The organism is Parendozoicomonas sp. 209JJ7-1, from assembly GCF_058147085.1.
Window position 1 is genome coordinate 20,408 of the sequence record NZ_JBYVJU010000011.1, and the last position, 24,470, is coordinate 44,877.

20 protein-coding genes are annotated in these 24,470 nt (G+C 52.2%); 3 read left to right on the plus strand and 17 right to left on the minus strand.

Annotation, left to right across the window (positions count from 1 at the left end; translation table 11 throughout):
• Positions 1–69 precede the first annotated feature (69 nt).
• On the plus strand, positions 70–615 hold the full coding sequence (locus ACY2RQ_RS12075) for a Smr/MutS family protein (protein WP_490113230.1): 546 nt from the start codon (positions 70–72) through the stop codon (positions 613–615).
• Between the two features lie 9 nt (positions 616–624).
• On the opposite strand, the gene ACY2RQ_RS12080 is transcribed toward ACY2RQ_RS12075, so the two are convergent.
• The 13 genes from ACY2RQ_RS12080 to ACY2RQ_RS12140 form a co-directional block, all read right to left on the minus strand.
• The gene (locus ACY2RQ_RS12080) at positions 625–2,238 is read right to left on the minus strand and encodes a peptide ABC transporter substrate-binding protein (RefSeq protein ID WP_490113379.1); all 1,614 of its coding nucleotides are present in this window, start codon (positions 2,236–2,238) and stop codon (positions 625–627) included.
• 2 nt (positions 2,239–2,240) lie between these two features.
• The gene (locus ACY2RQ_RS12085) at positions 2,241–3,143 is read right to left on the minus strand and encodes a patatin-like phospholipase family protein (RefSeq protein ID WP_490113231.1); all 903 of its coding nucleotides are present in this window, start codon (positions 3,141–3,143) and stop codon (positions 2,241–2,243) included.
• Positions 3,144–3,220: 77 nt separating this feature from the next.
• A complete protein-coding gene (locus tag ACY2RQ_RS12090) occupies positions 3,221–3,775 on the minus strand; it encodes a DUF4892 domain-containing protein (RefSeq protein WP_490113232.1) in 555 nt (184 codons plus the stop codon).
• Positions 3,776–3,795: 20 nt separating this feature from the next.
• On the minus strand, positions 3,796–4,662 hold the full coding sequence (locus ACY2RQ_RS12095; RefSeq protein WP_490113233.1) for an alpha/beta hydrolase: 867 nt from the start codon (positions 4,660–4,662) through the stop codon (positions 3,796–3,798).
• Positions 4,659–5,081, minus strand: a complete 423-nt coding sequence (locus ACY2RQ_RS12100; RefSeq protein ID WP_490113234.1) for a hotdog fold thioesterase — start codon at positions 5,079–5,081, stop codon at positions 4,659–4,661. The genes ACY2RQ_RS12095 and ACY2RQ_RS12100 overlap by 4 nt, the downstream gene beginning before the upstream one ends.
• Positions 5,082–5,148: 67 nt before the next feature.
• On the minus strand, positions 5,149–6,402 hold the full coding sequence (locus ACY2RQ_RS12105; protein WP_490113235.1) for an MFS transporter: 1,254 nt from the start codon (positions 6,400–6,402) through the stop codon (positions 5,149–5,151).
• 2 nt (positions 6,403–6,404) lie between these two features.
• Positions 6,405–7,628 carry an MFS transporter gene (locus tag ACY2RQ_RS12110; RefSeq protein ID WP_490113236.1) on the minus strand — a complete coding sequence of 408 codons (1,224 nt, stop codon included), beginning with the start codon at positions 7,626–7,628 and terminating at the stop codon, positions 6,405–6,407.
• 353 nt (positions 7,629–7,981) lie between these two features.
• A complete protein-coding gene (gene sixA / locus ACY2RQ_RS12115) occupies positions 7,982–8,461 on the minus strand; it encodes a phosphohistidine phosphatase SixA (protein ID WP_490113237.1) in 480 nt (159 codons plus the stop codon).
• The gene (locus tag ACY2RQ_RS12120; RefSeq protein WP_490113238.1) at positions 8,461–8,775 is read right to left on the minus strand and encodes a DUF4389 domain-containing protein; all 315 of its coding nucleotides are present in this window, start codon (positions 8,773–8,775) and stop codon (positions 8,461–8,463) included. The genes sixA and ACY2RQ_RS12120 overlap by 1 nt, the downstream gene beginning before the upstream one ends.
• Before the next feature lie 55 nt (positions 8,776–8,830).
• Positions 8,831–9,877 carry an NAD(P)H-dependent glycerol-3-phosphate dehydrogenase gene (locus ACY2RQ_RS12125; protein WP_490113239.1) on the minus strand — a complete coding sequence of 349 codons (1,047 nt, stop codon included), beginning with the start codon at positions 9,875–9,877 and terminating at the stop codon, positions 8,831–8,833.
• Positions 9,878–9,958: 81 nt separating this feature from the next.
• Complete coding sequence (locus tag ACY2RQ_RS12130) at positions 9,959–10,621, minus strand: hypothetical protein (protein WP_490113240.1); 663 nt, start codon at positions 10,619–10,621, stop codon at positions 9,959–9,961.
• A gap of 180 nt (positions 10,622–10,801) precedes the next feature.
• Entirely contained in the window at positions 10,802–11,479 is a 678-nt protein-coding gene (locus tag ACY2RQ_RS12135) for a hypothetical protein (protein WP_490113241.1), read from the minus strand.
• Between the two features lie 281 nt (positions 11,480–11,760).
• The gene (locus ACY2RQ_RS12140) at positions 11,761–12,582 is read right to left on the minus strand and encodes a hypothetical protein (protein ID WP_490113242.1); all 822 of its coding nucleotides are present in this window, start codon (positions 12,580–12,582) and stop codon (positions 11,761–11,763) included.
• A gap of 385 nt (positions 12,583–12,967) precedes the next feature.
• Here ACY2RQ_RS12140 and fabA point away from each other — a divergent pair, with 385 nt between their 5' ends.
• Both fabA and fabB read left to right on the plus strand, forming a co-directional pair.
• Positions 12,968–13,483: a 3-hydroxyacyl-[acyl-carrier-protein] dehydratase FabA gene (gene fabA / locus ACY2RQ_RS12145; protein WP_490113243.1), complete on the plus strand. Its 516-nt coding sequence runs from the start codon at positions 12,968–12,970 to the stop codon at positions 13,481–13,483.
• 14 nt (positions 13,484–13,497) lie between these two features.
• Complete coding sequence (fabB, locus tag ACY2RQ_RS12150) at positions 13,498–14,715, plus strand: beta-ketoacyl-ACP synthase I (protein ID WP_490113244.1); 1,218 nt, start codon at positions 13,498–13,500, stop codon at positions 14,713–14,715.
• A gap of 85 nt (positions 14,716–14,800) precedes the next feature.
• Here fabB and ACY2RQ_RS12155 read toward each other — a convergent pair whose 3' ends face one another.
• The 4 genes from ACY2RQ_RS12155 to ACY2RQ_RS12170 form a co-directional block, all read right to left on the minus strand.
• Positions 14,801–19,624 carry a hypothetical protein gene (locus ACY2RQ_RS12155; RefSeq protein WP_490113245.1) on the minus strand — a complete coding sequence of 1,608 codons (4,824 nt, stop codon included), beginning with the start codon at positions 19,622–19,624 and terminating at the stop codon, positions 14,801–14,803.
• A 22-nt stretch (positions 19,625–19,646) separates the two neighbouring features.
• Complete coding sequence (locus tag ACY2RQ_RS12160) at positions 19,647–21,326, minus strand: M4 family metallopeptidase (RefSeq protein ID WP_490113246.1); 1,680 nt, start codon at positions 21,324–21,326, stop codon at positions 19,647–19,649.
• Positions 21,327–21,481: 155 nt separating this feature from the next.
• Positions 21,482–23,422: a molecular chaperone HtpG gene (gene htpG / locus ACY2RQ_RS12165; RefSeq protein ID WP_490113247.1), complete on the minus strand. Its 1,941-nt coding sequence runs from the start codon at positions 23,420–23,422 to the stop codon at positions 21,482–21,484.
• Positions 23,423–23,520: 98 nt separating this feature from the next.
• Entirely contained in the window at positions 23,521–24,462 is a 942-nt protein-coding gene (locus ACY2RQ_RS12170; RefSeq protein WP_490113248.1) for an AEC family transporter, read from the minus strand.
• Positions 24,463–24,470: the final 8 nt, after the last annotated feature.

The following is a 24,470-nucleotide window of genomic DNA, read 5'->3' on the forward strand; positions in this document are numbered from 1 at the left end:
TTGACTCTTGCCCCGGAATCAAGAAGATACAGACTTTAACTCCGAAGACAGCAATTCTCCCGGCCCTTTATGGTAAACGACGACGATAAAGAGCTGCTGGCCAGAGAGATGGCCGGCGTTCGCCCCCTGAAACAGAACAAGGCTGATACCTGCGTGCCGGTCAAAGAGGTGCCGGAATTTACCCTGCGCCTGCGCCGCCGACAGGCCACCACAGAAAACACCCTGCAGAAAGACGGACTGTCTGATACCCATATCGTGGCTATCGCCCCCGAGGAATATATTGAGCATATCAAGCCGGGCCAGCAGCATAACCGTCTGCGTCGTCTGCGCCAGGGACAGATTACGGTGGAATACAACCTGGACCTGCATGGCTTTAACTTTGAAGATGCCCGGGACATGCTGATGCGCTTTATCAGCTTCTGTCGAAAAAACCACTACACCTGCGTACGGGTTGTCCATGGCAAATCCCACGCCTCATGGGGACGTCAGGAAACCATGAAAAGCTACGTCAATACCTGGCTGAAACAGATACCGGCAGTGCAGGGATTTGCCTCCTGCCTGCCGGTGGATGGGGGAAGCGGTGCCGTCTATGTATTACTGAGCAGGCTGCGCTAACAGCCTGAATCACTCCTTAAGCCACAGGTCTTTCAGATAATAAAAGAAATTCTGCTCCGGCCGGGGAAAGCCCTGCACCCGGTCACTGACCAGGCGGCTGTCAACCGAATAAAACATGGGAATGGCCGGCATATCCTCAGCCAGGATCCATTCTGCCTGCTGCAGGGCCTGACTGCGCCGGTTGACGTCATTATCGTAACAGGCCAGGTCAACCTGCCGGTCAAACTCAGGATTACTGTAGAATCCCTGGTTCGCGGGTGTGGAAGACTGGAACAGGGGGTAAACAAAGCAGGCAATCGGATGCCCCATCACCCAGCTCATCCGCAGCATTTCAAAGTGTCCGGCACTGGCCTCTGCTTCAAGGGCGTTCCACTCAATATTCCTCAGACTTACGCTTACCCCCAGATGGCGCTTCCACATATCAGCCATTGCCAGAGCTATCTGCCGGTGAGCATCAAGGGTGTTATAAAGAATCTCCACTTTCAAAGGATTGTCGGAACTGAACCCGGCTTCCCGGTAAAGCCTCTTTGCCAGTTCTACCCTTTGCTCCAGGGTCATGGTGACCATGGGAACATTATCTGGCATGCCTTTGCCCAGACTTGCCGGGAGAGCAAATGTTGTTGCCGGAATCTGGCCAAGACCAATCACTTTTTCGGTAATTAATTTCCGATCCACAACATAAGACAGTGCCTGTCTGACTCGTTTATCCTGAAATTTCTTTTGCTTCAGGTTAAAGATATAAAAATACAAAGAGGGTCTGCGGTTGATCTTTAATTTCGGGCCAAAACGCTGCTTCAGCCATTGACCTTTCCCCGTGGGAACTGTGGCCGTCATATCCAGCTGGCCCCTTTCAAACAGTTTCAGCTCTGTCTCCGCCGCCAGGGGGAAAAAAACCACCTTCTCAATACGTACATTATCCGCATCCCGGTATTGGGGATTACGGCTCAGTTCCAGGCGCTCATTGATATGCCAGGAAGTGGGGATATAAGGACCATTCACAACCATCTGCCCGATTCTGGCCCACTGCTTACCATATTTTTTCACCGTAGGCCGGTGCAGCGGATAAGAAGCCGTAAACGCATACGGGGCATGGCTTACGGGAATACTGATCTCTACAACCAGCGTCCGCTGATCCGGTGCATAAACCCCCAGTTTTTCCGGTGGCAGCTCACCGGTAATCACCTTGTCAATGTTAACAATTTTCAGCATTTTCAAGTCATTAGCATGGTGAAAACCATTGGCAGGATCAGCCTGATAACGAAAGGCTGCGACAAAATCCTCCGCCACCAGAGTCTCACCATTGCTCCAGTGCAACCCCTGGCGCAGGGTGAATACAAAACGTTTACCGTCGTTTTCTATACGCCAGCTCTCCGCCTGACCGGGGATAACCTCACTGTCGGCATTTGTCAGCAGAAGGGATTCATAGATATTCCGGGCAATAACCGCACTGTCCTCCGTGGCCACCTGAAAGGGATTCAGGGTATGGGGATCAGACAGGTTACCAATCCGAAGAGTGTTATCCGGTGTCCGGGCCACCGCCCTGCTGCCTGATAACAGCACAGTACTTAAAAGAGCAACACCCAGCAGCCCAGAAATGGCCCCGATATTCAGAAAGAATCGCATCTTCACTTTTTATACTCAGCTTCGTAGAGGGTCAGGGCCTTCTCAGTGACCAGTCGCCCAACCTGTATCATCTCTTCCGCCTTGTGAAACTCATAAAACCGGCACTGCTGCCGGGAGACAGAGATTAAAATATCCGGCTCATAACCGGCTATTTTGTAGCGGGCCAGGGACTCCTGCATCACTTCCAGAGACTGGTTAAACATATCCAGCATGCCAGTCTTCACCGTCTGTTCTTCACACTCGGAGGCTCCGTCCAGATAATTACGAATCCGGCCCCGGAGTTTATGAATCCATCTTTCCATCATGCGGTACTGACGACTGCTGCCAGGGGCTTCACAATGCATGGTCGTTGCCTCTACATCGGAATTCAGGTCAACGGCGATAATCAGGTCGGAATGGGCCGCCACCGTCGGAGCGATAGGCAAAGGGTTGAGTACCCCTCCGTCCACCAGCGTGCGTCCATTGTAGTGAACCGGGGTAAAAAGACTGGGAATCGCAATGGAGGCCCGAATGGCCTGCAGCAGATCACCATCCTGGAACCAGATTTCCTTGCGGGTATCCAGGTCTGTAGCAACAGCGGTGAACAGAATATCCAGGTCTTCAATCTGCACGTCCTGAACCAGCTCAGCTATCACTTCAAAAACCTTGCCGCCACGGATAATGCCCGGATGGCGGAAGGAGAGATCCAGAAGCCGAATCACATCCATATAATTCAACTCTTTCACCCAGTCCCGGTAACAGCCCAGCCTGCCTGCACAGAACAGTCCACCAATCAGGGCACCCATGGAACTGCCAGCCACACACTGGATGTTATACCCCTGTGCCAGAAGCTCTTCAATCACGCCAATATGGGCGTAGCCCCGGGCACCACCGCTGCCAAGTACCAGGGAAACTGTCTGAGCCATAGTCCTGCTCCTGTCAATATCTGACAGAAGTTATCGGCAGCCTGTACGGGAGAATAATGGAACGGAGAGCTATTAAATCAGGGCAAAGAAATTTCACGGAAACGGTCAACCATGGCATACACCCGGCGATTGCCCCGTTTGATGGTGTAGATCACATAATATTCCTGCCCGTCGGCCTGTTTGCGGGAGCCCAGGAAGTAATGCTGGTCACGGTCGTGACCATAAAGACTGGCCACCCGGAATACGGAATTCGCCCACATATTACTCGGGCCGCAGTCTCGCCCGGAACATGAAAAGTCCTCCTTAACTCCCTGTTCCTTCAACTTTTTCACCAGAAATTCATAAGCGTCATCACTGCCATGGCCTGATGGCAGTTGATACAACCGCCGCTCCAGCTGGCCACTCAGCCAGCGCTCTTTATCCGCCCGTATCTCTCCGTTTACCTTTTTGATACGGCTGCTGATCAGCGGGTAGTTTCTCGCTTTCAGCGACTCGGACAACTCCAGTCGGGCATTGGGGTAACGGACCGCTGAAAGCGCATCCCCTGTTTCTTCAGCAGAAATCCAGGGGGAAAAAAGAAACACAGACAGAAAACTGCAAACCAGTTGAAAGCGCCAATTCCTGAATGTCACACAACTCATCCTGTTTCCGGTTACAAAACGTGATCCAGATGTTCCTGAATCTCCCTGGCCACCTGCCCGGCCTGGGCTTCAAGGTGCAGATGGTGTTCGCCATCCAGCAGCTTCACGGTTATATGCTCAATTACATCCCTGTCGTTGTCCAATACCGAGGCCAGCATCCCGGAACGAGCCGCCACCAGCAGCGCCGGAGCCTGGATGGCGGCTATGATAGTTTTCGCCTGCTCAAAAGTCAGGCGGATGACACTGGGAGCCATCAACCGGGCATCGGTGCGCCAGACCCAATGTGCATTTTCCTGCTTCAATCCACGGCGGACAATAATCTCTGCCGCTTCCGGGGTGATTTTCCCAAAACCCAGCTGACGGGCCTTGACCGCCATGGCGATGGAAGGAAAACGGCTCTTCCGGCTGCTGTCGGACCGGGAGCGATAGAGCATAGCCTTACGCAACTGCTTCACTACGCTATCAGTAGCGGGCACCGGCCACAGGCCATCAATAAGACTCAGAGACGCCACCCGCTCCGGCACTGTGGCCGCGATAGCCGCGGAGATAATGGCCCCCATGGAGTGTCCCAGCAGATGAATTTTCTCCAGCCCCAGTTCATCGGCAATGCCCAGAACATCGGGAATATTCGACCAGACGGGATAATCCGCGCCAACACCCCGGTGATCAGACAAACCGTGGCCGGCCAGGTCAAGGGCGATGACCCGCACATTGTTTAACAATGGTGCCAAACGGGTAAAAGTTGCGGCATTGTCCATCCAGCCATGAAGAGCCAGAACAACAGGAGCATCTTCCTGCCCCCAGGCAAGTGCCGCGAAGTTCATATCCCGAACCGTAAAAGTTAACTCCCGGGGCGTATCTGTTGTTTGTTCACTCATCCTGCTTTCTGCACCGCCATTGTTAAACGGGAAACACAGACCAGCCTGTCGTCTTCATCAACAATATTAATTTCCCAGACCTGAGTCGTGCGGCCAATATGAACAGTCTTCGCCCTGCCTGTTACCAGACCGCTGCTGGAGGAACGGACATGATTGGCATTGATATCCAGCCCGACGCAGTAATAGCCATGATCCACCGCCATATTGGCCGCGACACTGCCCAGGCTTTCCGCCAGGGAGACACTGGCTCCACCATGAAGCAGACGCATCGGCTGTACAGTCCGGTCATCAACGGGCATGGTACCGGACAGGCCGTCATCGTGAATCTCTGTCAGAACAATACCGAGGCTATTAAGGAGGGTATTTTTGCAGCCTGCGTTCAGGGCTTCGAGGGTAAATTCACGCTTCCAGATACTCACACTGCTCTCTCTTGTGTTTTTTACGACAGTATCAGGAGAGTACCTGAGCCATGGCTGGTGTACAATTCTACCGGTTGTTTACAACCTTTACCGCAACCACGGGTTTGCGCACAAGAAAGGTCAGCCCTCCCGCCAGGGCAACCCCTAAGGGAATAATCAACAGCGCCTGACGGTAATCTTCAATGCAGACCTCTGTAGATATACCAATCATCCAGCCTATTAACGGTTGATAAATCAAAGCGCCCACCATAACGCTGATAGCATTGGTCAGGGATAAACCTATGGAGAGCTGTTCACCGGAAAACCAGTGTCTCATGAGAATAAACGGCAAAATATACGACGACGCACACAAGCCAAGAAGGAACATGGCCGGATAATAGAGAGGAACCGGCAACATCCCGAAAAGAATTACCAGCAGCAACACAATCGTCAACAGACTGGCCACGACCATTGTCAGCCGGATATCCATACGATGATCCCCGTACCACCCCAGCAGCGGCGCGCCAGCAGCCGCGCCGATAAACACAAGTCCGACAATATTGCCGGCCATCCCCTGACACAGGGGATCAAGGTCAAGAAACGGAATCGCCCAGAGGGCAGCGAAAGCATTCATTACAGCAAACATCAGCCCGCTGTAAATAGCCACCAGCCAGACATTCGGGTTAGCCATAATCGCTTTCCAGGCCTTCTCCGCACAGGAGTTATGGGCCGTTTTCCTGCCCAGCCAACCTGGCATCACCACCATCACCAGGGCAGAAAGAGTCAGGGAGATCATGGCAAATCCTTCAAGGGTGCCCTGCCAACCCCTTATAAGAATGCTGTCTGGTATCAGGAAATCACCAAACGCCGCCCCCACCATACCACTGACCTCCATTCCCGCCGCCAGAAGACCAAACAGATAGCCTGGGCAGGCTCTTTCCACAGTACTGAGAAAACAGATAATAATGGGAGCTGAACCGATACCCAGAACCAGGCGTCCAGCCATTAACTGGAAGGAAGTATCCGCTGTTGCCTGCAACAGACAGCCAATACTGATCACAATACCTGAACACACCAGCAATACACGTGGACCCACCAGCGACAACAGTCTGCCGGACGGCACCTGCAAAAAAACATAAGGGTAAAAAAACAGGGAGGAAAGAATGCCAATGCCCGCCTCCGTTAAACCAATATCAGCCTTGATTTCCGGGACCATCAGACTGATAGAACCCTGCAGCACAAACTGAAGGGCCACAAACAAACCCACCAGTACATAAACAGCGATATTTCTCACCAGAGAGCGAACGGGCTCCGGGGATGGACAGGGTGCGATCTCCTGCATTATCAGGCCTCCCGGAAAACCAAAGATGCCAGCAGTGCCATAGCCGCCAGTACCAGCAAAGGAGCAAAGGCAACCTGATAATCCACCAGGGATAGCCCGGAAGATACAGCTCTCATGTCAAGAATACTGCCCAGCAGAGGCTGAAAAATCTGACCGGCTACCAGAAGACAGGCATTAATAAAGGCCAGGGCCGTGCCCAGGCCTGCTCTGGGCAGGGCACGCTTCGGCGCGACAAACGCAAGTCCGTAACAGCCCATGGCCAGCCCCGCAAGAAACAACAGCCCCGCCATCACCACCATGGCCACCGGCAGATAGATAATGGCCAGCAACAGCACCAGGGAAAGTCCAGAGCCGATCACCATGCTGCTCTTGCAGCCACCGTGCCGGGAGACAATCCACCCAGCCAGGAGAGTTCCCAGAGCAACCCCGACAAAAAACAGTGTCATGCCATCCGAGGCGAAATCACGACACTTGGGGTAGAGGCACTCCAGAAAGGACATTCCCCACATCATCCCGAAAATACTTACCAGCCCATAAAGACCAAAACCGTAGGTAGCGCTCAACCATACCTCCACGGAACCAAGTACCTGCAACAGCCCGCTCCGGAGAGATGTTGTTTCCCGGGCCACCTGCGGGCATACACTGCCCGCAGGTCTGTTGGCCACAAAGACATACACCGCAAGGATAAGGGCCACACCCGACAGTGAGATAGACATCATCGCCCCCCGCCAGCCCATGGCATCGGTCAACTCTGGCACCATGCCACCACACACCGCGCCACCGAGCATGGAGGCCATTTCTATAATTCCGACGACAAAAGGAAATGCACGGGGAGGAAACCAGGCCGCGGCCAGACACAGGGAACCCACCACAGCCGTAGCGCTGCCGGACCCTGTCAGCATACGGGCAGCTACCGCCTCTCCCAGAGTACTGGCCTCGCCAAACAGGTAATTGCCAACCACCATGCAAATCAACCCCGCCAGGAAACAGCGACGTACGCCATAACGGTCCACCAGCCAGCCGGCCGGAACCTGCAACAGGATATAGGAATACAGCAGCGAGCTGGCCACAATCCCTGTTTCCGCACGGTTCAGGGACAGGTCATCCATCAGTTCAGTCACCATAAACCCGGGTATGGCTTGCAGGAAGAACTGGTACAGGCAGAACAGCCCGGCCACAAACATAATCAGGCAGCCACGGATACTGACTGGATTCGCATTGTCCATACCATAGCCTCCCCATGTTTACGGGCTTTTCTGAACAGCCATGCTTTTCTTAAAAGTCATGCATTGAAAAACCCTGAACAGGGCCAGATTCCCCGCCAGGGCGTATTGTTAGATAGATTCAGGAGAAAGGGACTGAAGTATAGAAAGCGATCCCTGCTCCTGCTGTCGAGTTCACGGTATTATTTTCCCGTACCGCACCGGACACCACCCGACACCACAGGTATGACTATACCGATGGGAAAAGGGTTCCAGAATTAGACGAAAGTTAGTGAAAATGACCTTTCCGGAAAGCCTTACAGGCTCTCCGGCACAGGTTTCAGATAGATAACAGATCAAAAAGTTTAAAAGAAGGGTCAGGGTGTCCAGGTTCGGCTCAAAGTAGCCATACCCGCCCCGGGAATGTCCATATCCAGTTCAATGGCCATGGCGGTACGGAAAGCCGGGCCACCAGCATTGACACCATCGGTCAGCAGTCCGGTCAACCGGCTTACCAGGGGCATATGGGAAACCATCAGCCAGCAACCATCCTCCGGCAGATGATTCACCGTACTCTCTGGTGCTTCATCCGGAGTAATACAGCATGAAGTGGTAATCTCGGGGCCGGATATTATCTCCCGTACAATCTCAGCGGTTTGCTGGGCCCGCAGGTAAGGGCTGGCAAGAATACCGGTTATGGGAGGAAGGGGTAGACCATGACCACTCCCCCGAAGAGCCGTTGCCAGCCGCTGCGCAACAGCCCGAGTCTCCCGCTGACCTTTCTCACTAAGGCTGCGATCAGCGTCAGTGGCTGCCACAGGCACAGCCTGGCCGTGGCGCATCACCAGCAGTTTCATCAGTCACGGGACTCCTGGTCAGAAATTTCCCCATGATCCGCTGCAGGCCAGTCCGAGAACGGGAATGGTTTCACTTCACTGTTAAAGGTCAGGAAACGGGCTAATTGGTACAAATAACGGGTCAGCCCCAAAGAAAACTCCTGCAGGTTCAGGTTAGGCTGCCCGGTCAGCAGGCTCAGCACAGCCTGGACCACGGCAATCAAAAGAACCAGCGAAATTACTACATAACCGGCGACCCAGAACAGCAACATATAAAGAATACGGAACCAGATTGATTCTGACAGCAGGTTACTCTTCAGTTTTTGGTTATCCATAGTGCGTTCCTTTCTCCATTAAAAGAAGCCTCTGAAGGCTGGCACTCTGCTAATTTTATGAACCCGTTGAGCCGGATTTGACTGAGAACTCAACATCCGTTTTCTGTTCACGCATCATCATGGTGCTGGTGACATCGCGAACATCCCGGCCTTCCATAATAATCCCGTGCAGACCGTCGACAATAGGCATATACACGCCCATCTCAACCGCCTTGTCCCGGACAATAGCCAGTGTATTGACCCCTTCCGCAACCTGGCCCAGGTCCTGTTCCGCCTCAGCGAGGGTGCGCCCCTGGCCAAGGGCATACCCTACCCGAAAATTACGACTGAGTCGTGACTCGCAGGTAACAATAAGATCCCCTACTCCAGCCAGGCCAAGGAAGGTCATGGGATCTGCTCCCATGGTGACGGCAAACCGACTCATTTCCGCCAGGCCACGGGTAATCAGCATGCTGCGGGTGTTGTCTCCCATACCCAGGGCCGTAGCCAGCCCCGCAACGATGGCATAGATATTTTTCAGCGCCCCGGCCAGCTCGACACCATAGCGATCAAAGTTGGAATAGACCCGAAAGTAATCACAATGCAACACATCCTGTACTGACTGACAGAGTTCTTCATCCTCACTGGCCACCACTGTTGCGGTAATGCATCTAGCCATAATTTCCTTGGCCAGGTTCGGGCCACTGAGCACGCCGATCCGGGCACCGGGCACCTCTTCGTGGAGAATCTCGCTCATCAGGCCAAAGGTGCCCGCCTCAACCCCCTTGGTTGTACTGATTACCATCCGGCCATCCAGCCTGTTCCCCAGACGGGACACCACACTGCGGAAAGACTTGCTGGGAATGGCCACAAACACCATGTCCGTTCCCTCCAGCGCTTCATCCAGGTCGCTGGTAGCATGAATACGTTCACTGACGGTAAATTCTGGAAGATAACGGGTGTTCACATGGGTGCGGTTCATCTCTTCCGCCTGCTCGGCCGAACGCATCCATTGTCGTACAACATGCCCTTTACAGGCAGAGATGTCGGCCAGGGCTGTGCCAAAACTGCCGCCACCGAGGACAGTGATGGTAGAAACGTTTGCAGTTATCGGATTAGTCATGCAGTTGCATCATTCACTAAAAATCTGAAGATATAATACAACCTATCTTACTGGCGATCACCACACACCAAATAGTGTGGCCTAGTTTTTACAGAGAGTCCCCTTGGGTAAAGTGTCAATAACAGGCACTTTTTCCGGACTTCCCAGCCGGTAATATTCCCTGCGTCCCTGCTCGACACCCAGGGGGTCTCCCTTTACGAAATAATTTGCGGCTTTGGTGCGAAACAGCTCTTTACTGCCTTTGGCCCCTTCCCTGACATAGACCTGTGATTCACTGATGACTGATGCCCCAAGATCAACACGAAACTGTTCCGTTCCTGTCACACCGCGAACAGCGTGAATCTCTACATCCCACAGACCTGCCCTTTCTATACCCTCAAAGAACCCGGGCCCAACTTTGTCACCATGACAGCAAAACAAATCGATTTGTTTCACTGCAATATTTCTGGTCTTAAGAAGCCGGCCAATACGTTCCCCCACTTCAGCACTGCTGCCGAGTTCTACCCGGCCACCGCCAAAATCAGCGGACATATTGCCTTTATAGTCGCCATGGAGATGCACAATCACACGACCATTGAAAGCCAGTGGCTCACCGGAAACATCCAGGGCCAGAAACTTCTGCGAATTCCTGATAGAGTTTTCCTCATCCCAAGGCTGGCCAAAATCAACACTGGAGCTATCAATAGCTCCATAATTAAGAAACCCTATGCCGTTTTCAGGGGTCTGCATATCCAACGTATTCATATATGAAGCTGAGCGGGCATAAGTTGCGATAAGAAGGGGCCGGTCTTTCAGTGGAAGCACCTCACCCCAGAAGTTAAACATCCAGCGAACTGACCATGCATTAACACTACAGAGAATTAATAAAAACGACAAAACACGATGCATGGGGTATTCCTCTTGGGAGGTGGGAATGCCAGTGGCTCACAAAAAGCAAAAAACCGGGAAAGAGCTACAGCAGGAGATCTCAACAACCGGCACTTTTTCCGGGTTGCCCAGGTGATAATATTCCTTCCGCCCCTGTTCTATACCGAGAGGCTCCCCTTTCACAAAATAGTTTTCTGCACTGGTGCTAAACAGCACTTTACCGTTTTTGCCTTCCTGTTTAACAAGTACTTTCGATGTACTTCTGGGTCTCGGCCCCTGTTCAAGAGGAACCTTTCGTGTGCCCAGAAATCCACGAACCGCGTGAATCTCTACATCCCACAGCCCGGCCTTTTCTATGCCCTTAAAGAAGCCAGGAGCAACAGCATCACCACAGCAGCAAAACAGGTCGATCTGTTTCACTGCAATATTTCTTTCCTTAAAAAAGCGGCCTATACGTTCCCCAACCTCCATGCTGGTTCCCAGATTGACCCGACCACGCCCAAAGTCAGCTGACATATTCCCTTCCGGGTCCCCATGGAGATGTATAATTACCCTCCCATTAAAGGCCAACGGCTCTGCGGTATTGTCCAGTGCAAGGAATTTTTCCGAGGATTCCACAGAAAGTGCTTCAGCCCTGTGATGAGCTCCTGCAAGACTACAATTGTCGCCATCAATTACGGAATAATTCAGAAAGCCTATGCCACTTTCAGGATGTTCCATGTTTTCTGTATTCATATAGTGTTTTGACCGCGCGAAGGTGGATATCAGAAGTGGTCGGTCCTCCAAAGGCAAAACATCCCCCCAGAACGTGAGCATCCAGCGCACTGACCATGCATTAACACTACAAAGAATTAATAAAAACGACAGAACACGAAGCATGGGACTACCCTCCTGTTGCGCAAAACATCGGCGCTTATTTATGCAGGGGTTTTAATCATTGAAAACAAGGTGGGGCCAAAGAACTTCTCATGAAATACGGCGAGACTCACTCATCGAAATTTCATAAATTTGTACCTTTAAAGGCCACAATACTGCTCAGGGACAGAGGTATCCACCACCGGCACTTTTTCAGGACTTCCCAACCGGTAATATTCCTGCAACTTCTGGTCAATCCCCAGAGGTTTCCCTCGGACAAAATAATTTTCCGCTGACGTTCGGAACACAACTTTGCCATTTTTTCCCTTCACCATGACCGTAGCCTGCGTCCTTCGCAGAACGCCTTCTCCCTCATAAGCCTGCTGAGTTCCCACCTTGCCCTGAACAGCATGGATCTCCACATCCCACAGCCCAGCCTTTTCAATGCCTGCGAAAAAACCCGGCCCGACCTTATCCCCATGGCAGCAGAACAGATCAATACGTTTGACAGTAATGTTTCTTTCTTTGAGAAAAAGCCCGATACGTTCTCCGACTTCCTCACTGGTGCCAACTCTCACCTGCCCCCGACTGAAGTCCGCGAACATATTCCCTTTCGAGCTACCGTGAAGATGAACAATCACCCGGCCATTAAAAGCCAGGGGTTCCCCTGGCCTGTCCAGCGCCAGAAATTTTTTTGAAGCAGCGATGGAACGACTTTCATTCCAACGTTTTATACCTACGGCACTGCAGTTGACATCATCAATAGCAGCATAATTCAGGAAGCCGATACCATTTTCAGGCTCCTCCATATCGACGGTGTTCATATAAGAGGTAGAACGCGCGAAGGTTGAGATCAGTAACGGTCGGTCAGCCAGCGGCAGGACTTCGCCCCAGAAGTTATACATCCAGCGAACGGACCAGGCCTGGGAAGACCACACACACAGGATAACAACAAGACTGCGGAGCGTAGCGGATAATCGCATACACTACTCCTTCCCACTGCGCCTGATGTATACCCGCAAGCACAAGCAAACGTTCAGACCCAGTGAGTCATGGGGTATCAAAAGAAACCACTGTCTTATATGTCACAGAGACAGATTTCGCCAAGAGAAAACCCTGTATAAAATCTGATCCCTGAAAGCTGGGCGATTGCGCAGAAACACCTGTCTGCGGTGCCATAGAGCCTGTTGCGCATTTGTGCTTCGATGTTGCTGGATTGTGGTTATTTTGTTACAAACCACCGTTTGTCATTAAACCGCCCGGCAACGGGTGATATAGTGCTGCCAGATCCGAGAACTCAGAGGATAGCCTTTCAGGGATAACCTCTTCTTTTTGAATAAAGATCGGGAAATCATCTGACCGGAACCCATGATGAAAAAACACAGTTTCAGCCGAGAAGAATTGCTGTCCTGCGGCAGGGGCGAGATGTTTGGCCCTGGCAATGCACAGCTGCCGCTCCCCAATATGCTGATGATGGACCGGGTTACCCGGATCAGCGAAGAAGGCGGCGAATACGGTAAAGGCGAGATTATCGCTGAACTGGATATCAATCCTGAGCTCTGGTTTTTCCAGTGCCATTTCCAGGGCGACCCCGTGATGCCCGGTTGTCTTGGCCTTGACGCCATGTGGCAGCTGGTCGGATTCCACCTTGGCTGGCTGGGTAATCCCGGGCGCGGACGTGCGCTGGGTTCCGGGGACGTGAAATTCACCGGACAGATTCTGCCTACCAGCAAACTTGTCACATACCATCTCCATATTAAACGGGTGATCACCCGCAAGCTTATTATGGGTATTGCCGATGGCAGCGTCTTTGTTGACGGCCGGGAAATTTATACTGCGAAGGACCTCCGTGTGGGTCTCTTTGCGCGCACAGATAACTTCTGATACAGGTCTAAGCTATGAAACGCGTTGTTGTAACTGGCCTCGGCATCACTTCCTGCCTGGGTAACGACGCAGAAACCGTGACAGCTTCCCTGCGGGAAGGGCGTCCCGGTATCCGTCATAACGCCTCTTATGAGGAAAAAGGTTTCCGCAGCCATGTCTCCGGTTCCGTAGACATTGATTTTGCAGAACACATAGACCGCAAGAGCATCCGTTTTATGGGTGATGCGGCGGCCTATACCTACATTGCCATGAAGCAGGCTATCGCCGATTCCGGCCTGACCGACGAACTGGTTTCTAATCCCCGCACCGGCCTGATCGCCGCGTCCGGTGGTGCGTCTACTGCCAATATCGTAGAGAGCACCGATATCCTGCGGGAGAAAGGCGTCAAGCGTATCGGGCCCTACCGCGTGACCCGTACCATGGGTAACACTGTGTCTGCCTGTTTGGCGACTCCCTTCAAAATCAAGGGTGTTAACTACTCCATCACCTCTGCCTGTGCGACAAGTGCCCACTGTATTGGCAACGCTGTAGAGCAGATCCAACTGGGTAAGCAGGACATTGTCTTTGCCGGTGGTGGTGAAGAAGAGCACTGGTCCCAGACAGCCATGTTTGATGCCATGGGTGCCCTGTCCAGCAAGTACAACGACACTCCGGAAAAAGCCTCCCGCGCTTACGATGCCAACCGCGACGGTTTCGTTATCGCTGGCGGTGGCGGTATCCTGGTCCTGGAAGAGCTGGAACATGCCCTGGCCCGTGGCGCAAAAATCTACGGCGAAGTGACCGGATACGGTGCCACTTCCGACGGTTACGATATGGTAGCTCCTTCCGGTGAAGGCGCAATCCGCTGCATGCAGCTGGCCATGTCCACTGCTGATGGCCCCATCGACTATATCAATACCCACGGTACCAGTACTCCAGTCGGTGACGTAGCCGAGCTGGGCGCTATCCGTGAAACCTTTGGCAACAACTGCCCGACAATCAGCTCCACCAAATCCCTGAGCGGCCACTCCCTGGGAGCGGCCGGTGTTCACGAAGCCATCTACTGCCTGCTGATGATGCAGAACGACTTTATCGTCGCCTCTGCCAATATTGAGACCCTGGATGAGAAAGCGGAAGGCCTGCCCATCCTGGTGGGTGAAGCCAAAGAAGCGAAGCTGAACCGGGTGATGTCCAACAGCTTTGGTTTTGGCGGCACTAACGCCTGTCTGGTGTTTGATCGCTACGACAGCTGATTGTCAGCCGGGATGACCAGGCCATCGTCGTTATAAAAAAGGGAAGCTTCAGCTTCCCTTTTTTTAGTCACTGTCCCGTCCTGTTTCAAAAATCCCGCTTGGACACCACATGGTAGTGCCCGATATAGGGCTTAAACCCGGTCTCCCTCAGAAAATCCCAGGCGTTTTCTATAGGGCCATTTCTACCCCTGGTACCTCTCAACTTCAGATAATCCTGTAAAGAGAGATTAAGCGTATCATCCTGCACTCTCACCTCTCCATTATCACCGATAGTGAGGTTGATATAATGCCCTGCACGGGGACTATCACCGGCATGACAGATAATCGATCTCAGCTTCCCTGTCGCTTCAAAAGGCTTACCATTCTCATCGTAAAGGGTCATGGATACCCGGTCCCCGCCCCGGGAAAATACGCTCAGTGCATCCCCTCCCCGTTTGAATTGCTCATCTCCATAGGTTTCAAACTGGGACAGCAACAGAGTGAACTTGCTGAATTCCTTCCTGTTTACCTGGAATATTTCCCTGGTCCCGGTTGGCAGCCTGATCACTTCCTTCTCAGGAAGATCCCCTCCGGCTACCCCCGCCCGCCTGAAGTCTTCATGATCCCAATCCAGATCACGGACATCCCCCGCACAGTAATCCTCAAGACATTTGTGCAGACTTCTCGGGGTCTGAAGCCCCCTGATAAGCGCATCAGGGACAGGAGCCAGTCCGAGAAAACCCGCTATAGTGCTGGCCAGTTCGACACGCTGCTGATCATCCATGGTTTCCGGATTGCCATAACAGACCCTATTCCGCAGTCCACCATCCAGAAGCCGGGTGCCTTCAGGTATGCCGGGAATATCCCGCAACGTCCGCCCGTCACTGTCCAGCATAAGAAACCCCACCCCCTGCACATCCCTTGGTGCCGGATTGAAATTATCCCCCTGCCTGGGGTCAGGCACATACGGATTAAGCAGCTTGCCATTATCATCCACCATGGCAACACCTCTGAAGTAATAATCCGTACGGTAGGTATCTGTAGTATCAAAAATCACCTGCTCCTCGGCAGACAATGGATAATTTGTCGCATAACATATATGCAGGCCTTCCCTCTCCGTACACCGTAACTGACTTTGGGTTGTTGAATTTTGATCGGCAGTGGGAAAACCCCGGGCTTCTTTGCCAACATTCGGTAACTGTGTCCCTTTCGGAATACGCGTACCATCAGAAAGGAAACAATCAAACATTAAATGTCCCTGCTGGTTAACAACCAAGGCATCTGTTCGGGCTACGCTGGAATAGGCATTTTTAATCGCCTCCCATAACCGCCCGCCTGCTTCACGGATAGTCTTTTCACCACCATCACGGGTTTGTTTCAGCAGAGCCTCCCGGTAATCCAGCAGACAATCCCGTACACGGGCCTGGCTGGCAAGGGGAAACTTCTGATGCCTTAACAAATCAGCCTGCTGCTCAGTAAGGGAACGGGCCACCATGGTAAAAGGTGAGGCTTTTTTAGGCACAGGGACAACAATTTTTGTCGTGTAATCATTGCCTCCGGATACCAGCCTCAGCGCCTCCCCTTTGTAGGTCACGGATTTAAGACGGCGCTCAATAAGGCTCAGCCGGGGGTGGTTGTTCAGCTCCAGTAAATCATAAACACCTTCCAGCAATTGTCCGGGATCATTCTGGGTTCCCGGCGAGGCAGAGTTCTGGAAGATTTCAGCGATGGCAAAGCCCCTGAGATGTTCATCAATACTCTTCGCGCACTCATGACAGGCTTCAAGAAAACGTCGCTGGTGCCCTACCAGGCAGCTGGGTTCCGCGTGCCCGAGGGCAACCTGCTGCCCGGCTTTCCAGGTCGCTACTACAGCATCAGCCAACTTCCTGCTGGCCGGGTGTTGATATGTCTTTGTTTCTATATCCTGGATATCCCTGACACTGAACATCGACATCATCATCTGCAGCGTAGAGCTTACCCAGCAGGTATTACCCAGTCTTGCCATCCAGGGGCCGGTATTATGCATCTGGAGCCGCTGCAACTCAGGATCTTTCTGCTCTAATAGCTGCTGATAGTCTCTGCCAAGGTCTTCAACCATACTGCTCCATTTCTGAGGGTCCTGACCAACACCTTTCATTCTCTCTATATAAGAGGTGAGACAACCACCGAGGTAAAGCTCCTTAAAATCATTCATGCTCAGGGGAGTATGACCAGATGATAAAAACCCCTGGCTCTGCAAAGCCTGCTGGCTGGAGCAGATATTCCAGAGGGTTTCATAGGCAGCAACAAAGTCATTTTGACATACGGTCTGTTCACCGAAGGTTTGCAGCATCCAACCAAGGTTTTCTTCTTTGTACAGCCCTCTGGCACTAAGATCCTGTCTTACGGCATCAATATTTCTTGCTGGCCTTATAGCCTGCTGAATAGCCGCAGCGGAAAGAGAGGCCATGGGGTCAATATGTGTCCGGGGCTTGGGTACAGGCCGATTGATCGCTGCAGTCTGACTGCCTGACAGTGGCTGACTGCCGGACCGGGAGGCCGGCTTTCTGGCCTGAGTGCTGGCCCCATGGCTGGCTGTCTCTGCCGGTTTCAGGCTTCGCACCGGATCAATCTGGTCTTTACTTCTGATTCCGTCAAAGTGCCCGGAGTTCGGATCATAGACAAACTCCATGGGGGAACTATCATTCAGTTCATTATACGGACAGCGCTGCCCCTCCTTATCAAAAGCGAGTGCAAATAGCCCCCCATTACCATCAGGATACAGGCAGCGAACCGGCCTGCCATACATTCCTGCCAACAAGGGCAGGTAATTGGTATCGGCCTGATTCTGGCATTCACTCACTCCCGCAAGGACTGGTGTCTGAATCCTTCTCCTGGCATAGTCTTCATACAACTTGTCCTTTTTGGGACAATAGCCCGCACGCAGAAGTCCCTCAAACTGCAAATCCCTGTCTGGAGCCTGGAATTTTCCATCAAGATAACTATGCAGGTCTCGTCGTACATCCTGGGGAGATCTCCCCATATAGCGGGCAGCGACGGTGTAAAAAGAATTACCATCCTCCGGAGCCTTCTCCAACTCTAAAGAGGGACCAGAAAAACCCGCAAACTTCTGTTGCATATAAGCCCGAAAGCCAGTCAGGGCGGCTCCCCGATAAGCAGACTTATGAGATCTAAAACTCTCAATGAGTTTCCGGTGCTGGCTTGTGTCCCGAACCTTGGCCCCGTAAGCCGCAACTGTTCCAGCCGAGATTAATCTGTAATTAATGCAGGCCGCCCAGTCGGCCATTGTCATATTCAAGGCCGGATCAACTACAGGACGTAATAACTGTACAGTGGCCAGAATATTCTGGAAGCCGGGGCCATTTACTATCTCTGGGTCAACATGATTATAAAAATATTCCTTATCCTCTGAGGAAGGAAGATCATAACCCTGAAATCCGACTCCTGGAGGCTGAGGCGTACCGGAAACTGACGGAGCCCGCTGAAATTCCGGATGATAATTGGCAGTGGACTCCATAACAATGCGGTCAACACTCTCTCCTTTTTTCAGCTGAACAGGTGGTGCAGCAGAATCTGCCGGAGGAACCATTGCAGGAACCCTTGGAAGTTGTGGAGAATCCTGATTTTTCTGAAGGGCCTGGGCATCCACCTCCGCTTGCCTGGCTTTCTGTTTCGAGAGCTGTTCAAGCTCCGAGTTAATCTCAACAAGCTTTAATGCAATATCATCACTCGTGACATTATCTGCAGGGTAATGGGCAATTTCCTCACGCACCCGTTTAAGCTCGCCCAAAGCGACTCCCGCAGACATATTGCCGAGTTCTTTGGTCAGCTCCCCGACAAATGCGTTAACAACATGACTTTCAGTTTTGCCCTCACGTAATTCAGCAAACAAACCACGTAACAACCGCTCAGATTGCTTACCCCTTCTCGCACCGTCCGTTCCGGGAACAGGACGGAGTGAATATTGAATAGAGCCTATTTTATTGACCACGTCCTCCAAATTCTGCGCCCTGTCTTTGGAGCTTGCGGGGGTGTTTTCCATAACCTGCATGGCTTTCAGGTAATACTCCTCCGCCAGTACGCGCCTGTCTTCAATAGAAATATTCTCATCCTTAAGAACACGCTCCGCCACATCCCCAAACCTGATATACGAAAATCCATTTGGATCACGTTCCTCAAGCACATCCTGCCAGTAATCTTTTAAATCCTGCTCTCCAGTTGAGCAATAAATAGCCCTCTGTTCAGCTGTAGGCGAAGGTGGACGTTTAACAGCTCTTTGTAACTGTTTAGGCGATGAAATCGGGGAGTTTTGCTGCTCATGGGCAGCCTGGCGCTCGGATTCTTCCTTCAGCCCCTGTAAACCCAGCGTCAGTTGAAAGCCAAGCATTCCCAGCTGGGTAGTCGTATCAAAGTGCCCCAGATTTTTTAAACCAGGATTATCTTTCAGGTAATCCATCATTCCCTGGCGTGTATTATGGTGAAAAACTGACTGGAGAATACTATTACTGGCCTTTTCAAGAAAATCCTGAATACTCTGATCCAGCTGCTGAATATCCTTCTCTGTCCCTGATTTTTTTACCCTTTTGTACTCGTCAGTAAGCTGATCCAGATCCCTGGCCAGGGATTGCAATACAAGTACCGGATGCTTCTTTACCACCTCAGAGAGAATCCCTGGCTCCTCCAGGGGAAAGGATTTCGTATCCGACTGATGAAACTTCAGTTGCTGGCTGGCGTCATCAATAACTTTCTGGGTATCTGCAAACCTTTGCCTGGCACCAGCCACACTGAGTTGTGGGGCAATAGCCGTAACCTTTCTTGTTCTGCCTCTCCGCACCTTCTTACCAGGGGAAGTACTGGCTGTAGATTTGCCCGTTAGCGCTTTAACGGCTTCATCAAGCAGTTGCGATGCATTGGGAGGTAAACGATTCATAAGCACATCCTTGTTAAAGCCCTTAACATCCCGGTGTTACACCCACTTTCTGGAAAGCCTGGGTCACTTTCTGGGGATCTACGCCATTCACCTGAGCGGCCTGCTTAACGCCACAGGCCGCGTCCGCAAATGTTGAACTGGCGGTCCAGTACAGCAGATTGGCCTTCACCATAAGCGCGAAGGCTCCCCTGACATCCCCGTTCATTGATGTCACCAGATTGACAAAGGCTTTGTTCATAACACCGCTGCCTTTATGAACAATAAAACTCTGCCGACTCTGAAGAGGAGCCTGCAATGACAGCTTAAGCAGCTGGGACCAGGTGAGATTACAGCCCGCAACCGGACTGTCGCATTCCGCATCGTAATAGGCGGCGGGATTGAGCATGGAACGCTTGGCAAAATTGCCTTTGGTGATTCGGTCCATCAGGTTCCAGTCTATGGTGCTGGAGCCGGTAATGGTCTGGGCGGCGGTGGCATTGTAATGTTTGAGATAAGACTCAGCGGCAATTGCGGCCATATCCGAGAAAGCTTCGTTAATAGCGCCGGACTGATTCGCGTAAAACAGCCCGGAATGCTGGCCGGTAAAGGCATGACTCAATTCATGGGCAACCACGGTCAGGGAAGTCAGGGGATAAAACTCATTAGCCCCGTCACCAAACACAAAATAGGTACCATCCCAAAAGGCATTTTCATAACCCACGCCCGCGTTCACCAGCAGCATAAGTTCTTTCGGGGAACCATTAGAGTGAGCAAGAACCGGGCGGTCGTACCAGTTCATATACATGGAGGAAACCAGATTACCAAAGACGTACACATCATTTCCCGGTGCCCATGCCCCATTCACATAACCACCCGGATTCTGGCCACAGGTGTAATTAACCGGAACAGGGTTGGTAGACACATTCCAGGCATTATTCAGTGAGACTACCTTGATAATGGAATTGCCAAGGTAACAACGGCCATTAATCTTGCTTACGGAAAGAGAGGGCAGAGAATTGCTGCCAAAAACATATTTGCCGGTTTTACCGTTTCCTCCAGAGCCCTGGTCGGAATAAAGCCTCTGAACATTGTTCCAATACTCAAGAATGGTGCGGGTTTCTGCGGCAATCAGGTAATGAGGCCAGGCTCCCCTTCCTTGATTCGGCTGCACCCGAAAGCTGACCCTGTAAGCCAGCACCGCATTCTTGTCTTTATCCATCCAGATAACCGGCTGGCTATCCATATCACTGACATCGCCCTTTGATGAGTGACGATTAACGTAATCTTCCTGGGCAAACCCGGTAATGTTTTTCCGAAATTCCTCCCCCAGTAACTCCTGGTGTACCGGCAGCTTAAGGTTTCTGGTCACCTTGCCGGAGAACAACCCCCTAGCATGCTCCCAGCGTCCGTCTGCCCGGCCATACTGGCCGACCACACCACGGCCCATCACTTCCAAACCCTGGTAATACTGTCGATAACGCACATAACGCTGGCCGGACAGCTCAAAACTGCGAATCTGAACCAGGGTATGATCGAAAGTACCCGCTTCAATATCCGGGGTGGTGTCATCAACAAGGACAAAGGCTTTCAGATCATCAACTTTTACGTCCGTCAGCAAAACATCCTCTGCCGCCCGGGCTGTATGAATCAGAAAGAGTGAAAGCAGAACTGTGATAATGCGCTGTGAAATAATTGTCCTTAAAAGAAGTGATAACCCGCCCATGGACAAACCTTCCCCGTTATAGAATCTCCTTATTTAGATATAGGTAACCGGGAGAATACCTTGAACATCACTACCCCATAAGACAAAAAACCGCCAGCCCCTTCGGGGCTGGCGGTTATCCTAAGGGCTTCTGCCTTCAGTCTGGCGAGGGCAGGTCAGGAGCCGGACAATTCCAGCAGCAGTTTATTCAGGCGCTGAACATAGGCACCTGGATCATCCAGCTGGCCACCTTCCGCCAGATTAGCCTGATCCATCAGGATACGGCTCAGCTCAGCGAAACGGTCTTCGTCCGCTTCGTTATCCAGACGTACCACCAGGGGATGATCAGGGTTGATCTCAAAGATGGGCTTGGTTTCCGGCATGGGCTGGCCCGCCGCTTCCATCATCCGACGCATCTGGGCCCCCATATCGTTGGTGCCCACCACCAGACAGGCGGGGGAATCGGTCAGACGGTGGGTCACACGTACTGACTCGACATCATCCTTCAGCACATTCTGGATACGCTTGACCAGATCTTCGCTCTTCTTTTCGACTTCTTCCTGGGCCTTCTTGTCCTCTTCAGTATCCAGTTTGCCCAGGTCCAGATCGCCACGGGCAATATCTTCAAACTGCTTGCCGTCGAACTCTGTGAGGTGGGACATCAGCCACTCATCGATGCGGTCGGACATCAGCAGCACTTCCACACCCTTCTTGCGGAACACTTCCAGGTGGGGGCTGCTCTTGGCGGCATTAAAAGTTTCTGCGGTGACGTAGTAAATCTTTTCCTGATCTTCGGTCATACGACTTACGTAGTCTTCCAGGGAAACCGTCTGCTCTGTTTTGGCTTCATGGGTGCTGGAGAAACGCAGCAGTTTGGAAATCTTCTCTTTATTAGAGAAGTCTTCGCCGGGGCCTTCCTTCAGTACCTGACCGAATTCTTTCCAGAATTTCTGATAGTTTTCGGCGTCGTTCCTGGCCATCTTGGTGAGCATATCCAGCACACGCTTGGTGAGCGCGGTACGCATGCTGTCCACCTGAGGGTCTTTCTGGAGAATCTCACGGGAGATATTCAACGACAGATCGTTGGTATCCAGCACACCCTTGATAAAGCGCAGGTACATGGGCAGGAACTCTTCCGCCTTGTCCATGATAAATACCCGCTGGACAAACAGCTTCAGGCCACGGTCCATTTCACGGTTGTACAGGTCAAACGGTGCCTTTCCTGGAATATACAGCAGACTGGTATATTCCAGCTTGCCTTCCACACTGTTGTGGCTCCACTTCAGGGGATCACCGAAATCGTGGCTGATATGGTGGTAAAACTCTTTGTACTCGTCGTCGGAGATTTCGCTGCGGCTGCGGGCCCAAAGAGCCTTGGCAGTGTTGACAGTTTCCCACTCAGGGGCTTTCTCTTCTTTCTTCTCCTCGTCATCCCCGGAAGGCATCTCTTCCTTCAGCATCAGAATGGGCAGGGAAATATGGTCAGAGTACTTGCGGATAATGGTACGCAGCTGCCAGCTGTTGGCGAACTCTGTGTGGTCGTCCTTCAGGAACAGGGTGATACGGGTACCACGGCCTTCTTTCTGTACCGGCTCAATGGTGAATTCTCCGGAACCGTCGGATTCCCAGGCCACACCTTCAGTTTCACCAGCCTTCAGAGTTTCCACACGGACCTTTTCGGCCACAATAAAGGCGGAGTAAAAGCCCACACCAAACTGACCGATCAGCTGGGAATCGTGGTTCTTGTCGCCGGTCATGTTCTTCAGGAAGTCGGCGGTGCCGGACTTGGCGATGGTGCCCAGGTTGGCAATCACATCATCACGGTTCATGCCAATGCCATTATCGGCGATGGTGATGGTTTTGCTGTCCGCGTCACAGCCAATGCGGATTTCCAGGTTCGGGTCATTGCCCAGCAGCGTGGTGTCGTGCAGGGACTCGTAACGCAGTTTGTCGGCGGCGTCGCTGGCGTTAGAAATCAGTTCCCGCAGGAAGATTTCCGGATGAGAGTACAGGGAGTGGATCATCAGGTGCAGCAGTTGCTTCACCTCGGTCTGAAAACCCAGAGTTTCCTTATTGGAGACCTCATTGGATGCTTCGTTTCTGGTTTCTGCAGTCATTGCGTTACGTCCTCGATAAATCTGGAAATCAACCGAAAATTTAAGATAACCGGGTTATGGGGACGCCCCGAAAGTTTTTCAAGGGAAGAAAATAAAAATCAGGCAATGGCCTGAATCCACAGGGGTAGACTGAGAAGGGAGAGAAGTGTGGTCAGGGTGACAACCATTGAGGTCTGCTGGTCATACACACGGTAATGGGAGGCCACCACAAAGGCCAGTGCACCAGTGGGCAGGGCATTCATCAATACAGCTGCAGTCAGCCAGGCAGTGTCAGTTACCCCCAGAAACAAAAATACCTGCCAGGTTAACAGTGGATAGGCCACCAGCTTGAGAAGGATCAGCCAGCACAATTCCCCAGCAGCAGCTTTATCAGGGAGCGACAGGTTCAGACTTGCCCCCAGACAGAACAGCGCCAGGGGAATGGCCACATCCCCAAGGGAGACCACCACCCTGTCCAGCACAGAGGGAAGAGACAATCCAGAACCGGAAATGATCAGACCACAGACAGTCGCAAGGAAGATGGGGTTGGTAAATACAGTTTGCCGTAAAGCATTCCACAGTGCTTTAACAACTGAACCTCCCTGCCCCTCCTGCATAGCAGTCAGCGCAACCTGAGTGCCCACAATAATAAAAAGATTACCAGCCAGCACCAGAGTGATCATAGGCCCTCTGCCCTGCTCCCCCAGCAACCCGCTGACCACGGGAATCCCCATATAGGCGTAGTTGGCAAAGGTAGTATTCAGGGCATGAACCGTCAGCACCTGACCTGATGTCTGTCGGAACAATACTCTGCTCCCTGCAGCAGTCAGTGCGGCTGTGACAACAGCTGTTAAAGCAAATGCCAATAACGGGCGTGGAGCTACTGCCTGTTCCAGGGGAATAGATGTCGCGCTGTGAAACAACAGGGCCGGAACCGCAAAGTAATACACAAAGCGGTTCAGGCCCGGCAGCATGGTGTCGTCCAGTAATGTACGACGGCCGACAGCGCCCAGCAAAATCAACAGGAACAGGAAAACAACGGTTTCCAGACTATCGGCCAAAGGGCAAA

Coding starts and splice junctions, on each gene's coding strand:
- ACY2RQ_RS12075 (WP_490113230.1), top strand. CDS start 70: ATGGTAAACGACGACGATAAAGAGCTGCTGGCCAGAGAGATGGCCGGC.
- ACY2RQ_RS12080 (WP_490113379.1), bottom strand. CDS start 2,238: ATGCGATTCTTTCTGAATATCGGGGCCATTTCTGGGCTGCTGGGTGTT.
- ACY2RQ_RS12085 (WP_490113231.1), bottom strand. CDS start 3,143: ATGGCTCAGACAGTTTCCCTGGTACTTGGCAGCGGTGGTGCCCGGGGC.
- ACY2RQ_RS12095 (WP_490113233.1), bottom strand. CDS start 4,662: ATGAGTGAACAAACAACAGATACGCCCCGGGAGTTAACTTTTACGGTT.
- ACY2RQ_RS12105 (WP_490113235.1), bottom strand. CDS start 6,402: ATGCAGGAGATCGCACCCTGTCCATCCCCGGAGCCCGTTCGCTCTCTG.
- ACY2RQ_RS12110 (WP_490113236.1), bottom strand. CDS start 7,628: ATGGACAATGCGAATCCAGTCAGTATCCGTGGCTGCCTGATTATGTTT.
- sixA (WP_490113237.1), bottom strand. CDS start 8,461: ATGAAACTGCTGGTGATGCGCCACGGCCAGGCTGTGCCTGTGGCAGCC.
- ACY2RQ_RS12120 (WP_490113238.1), bottom strand. CDS start 8,775: ATGGATAACCAAAAACTGAAGAGTAACCTGCTGTCAGAATCAATCTGG.
- ACY2RQ_RS12125 (WP_490113239.1), bottom strand. CDS start 9,877: ATGACTAATCCGATAACTGCAAACGTTTCTACCATCACTGTCCTCGGT.
- ACY2RQ_RS12130 (WP_490113240.1), bottom strand. CDS start 10,621: ATGAATACGTTGGATATGCAGACCCCTGAAAACGGCATAGGGTTTCTT.
- ACY2RQ_RS12135 (WP_490113241.1), bottom strand. CDS start 11,479: ATGAATACAGAAAACATGGAACATCCTGAAAGTGGCATAGGCTTTCTG.
- ACY2RQ_RS12140 (WP_490113242.1), bottom strand. CDS start 12,582: ATGCGATTATCCGCTACGCTCCGCAGTCTTGTTGTTATCCTGTGTGTG.
- fabA (WP_490113243.1), top strand. CDS start 12,968: ATGATGAAAAAACACAGTTTCAGCCGAGAAGAATTGCTGTCCTGCGGC.
- fabB (WP_490113244.1), top strand. CDS start 13,498: ATGAAACGCGTTGTTGTAACTGGCCTCGGCATCACTTCCTGCCTGGGT.
- ACY2RQ_RS12155 (WP_490113245.1), bottom strand. CDS start 19,624: ATGAATCGTTTACCTCCCAATGCATCGCAACTGCTTGATGAAGCCGTT.
- ACY2RQ_RS12160 (WP_490113246.1), bottom strand. CDS start 21,326: ATGGGCGGGTTATCACTTCTTTTAAGGACAATTATTTCACAGCGCATT.
- htpG (WP_490113247.1), bottom strand. CDS start 23,422: ATGACTGCAGAAACCAGAAACGAAGCATCCAATGAGGTCTCCAATAAG.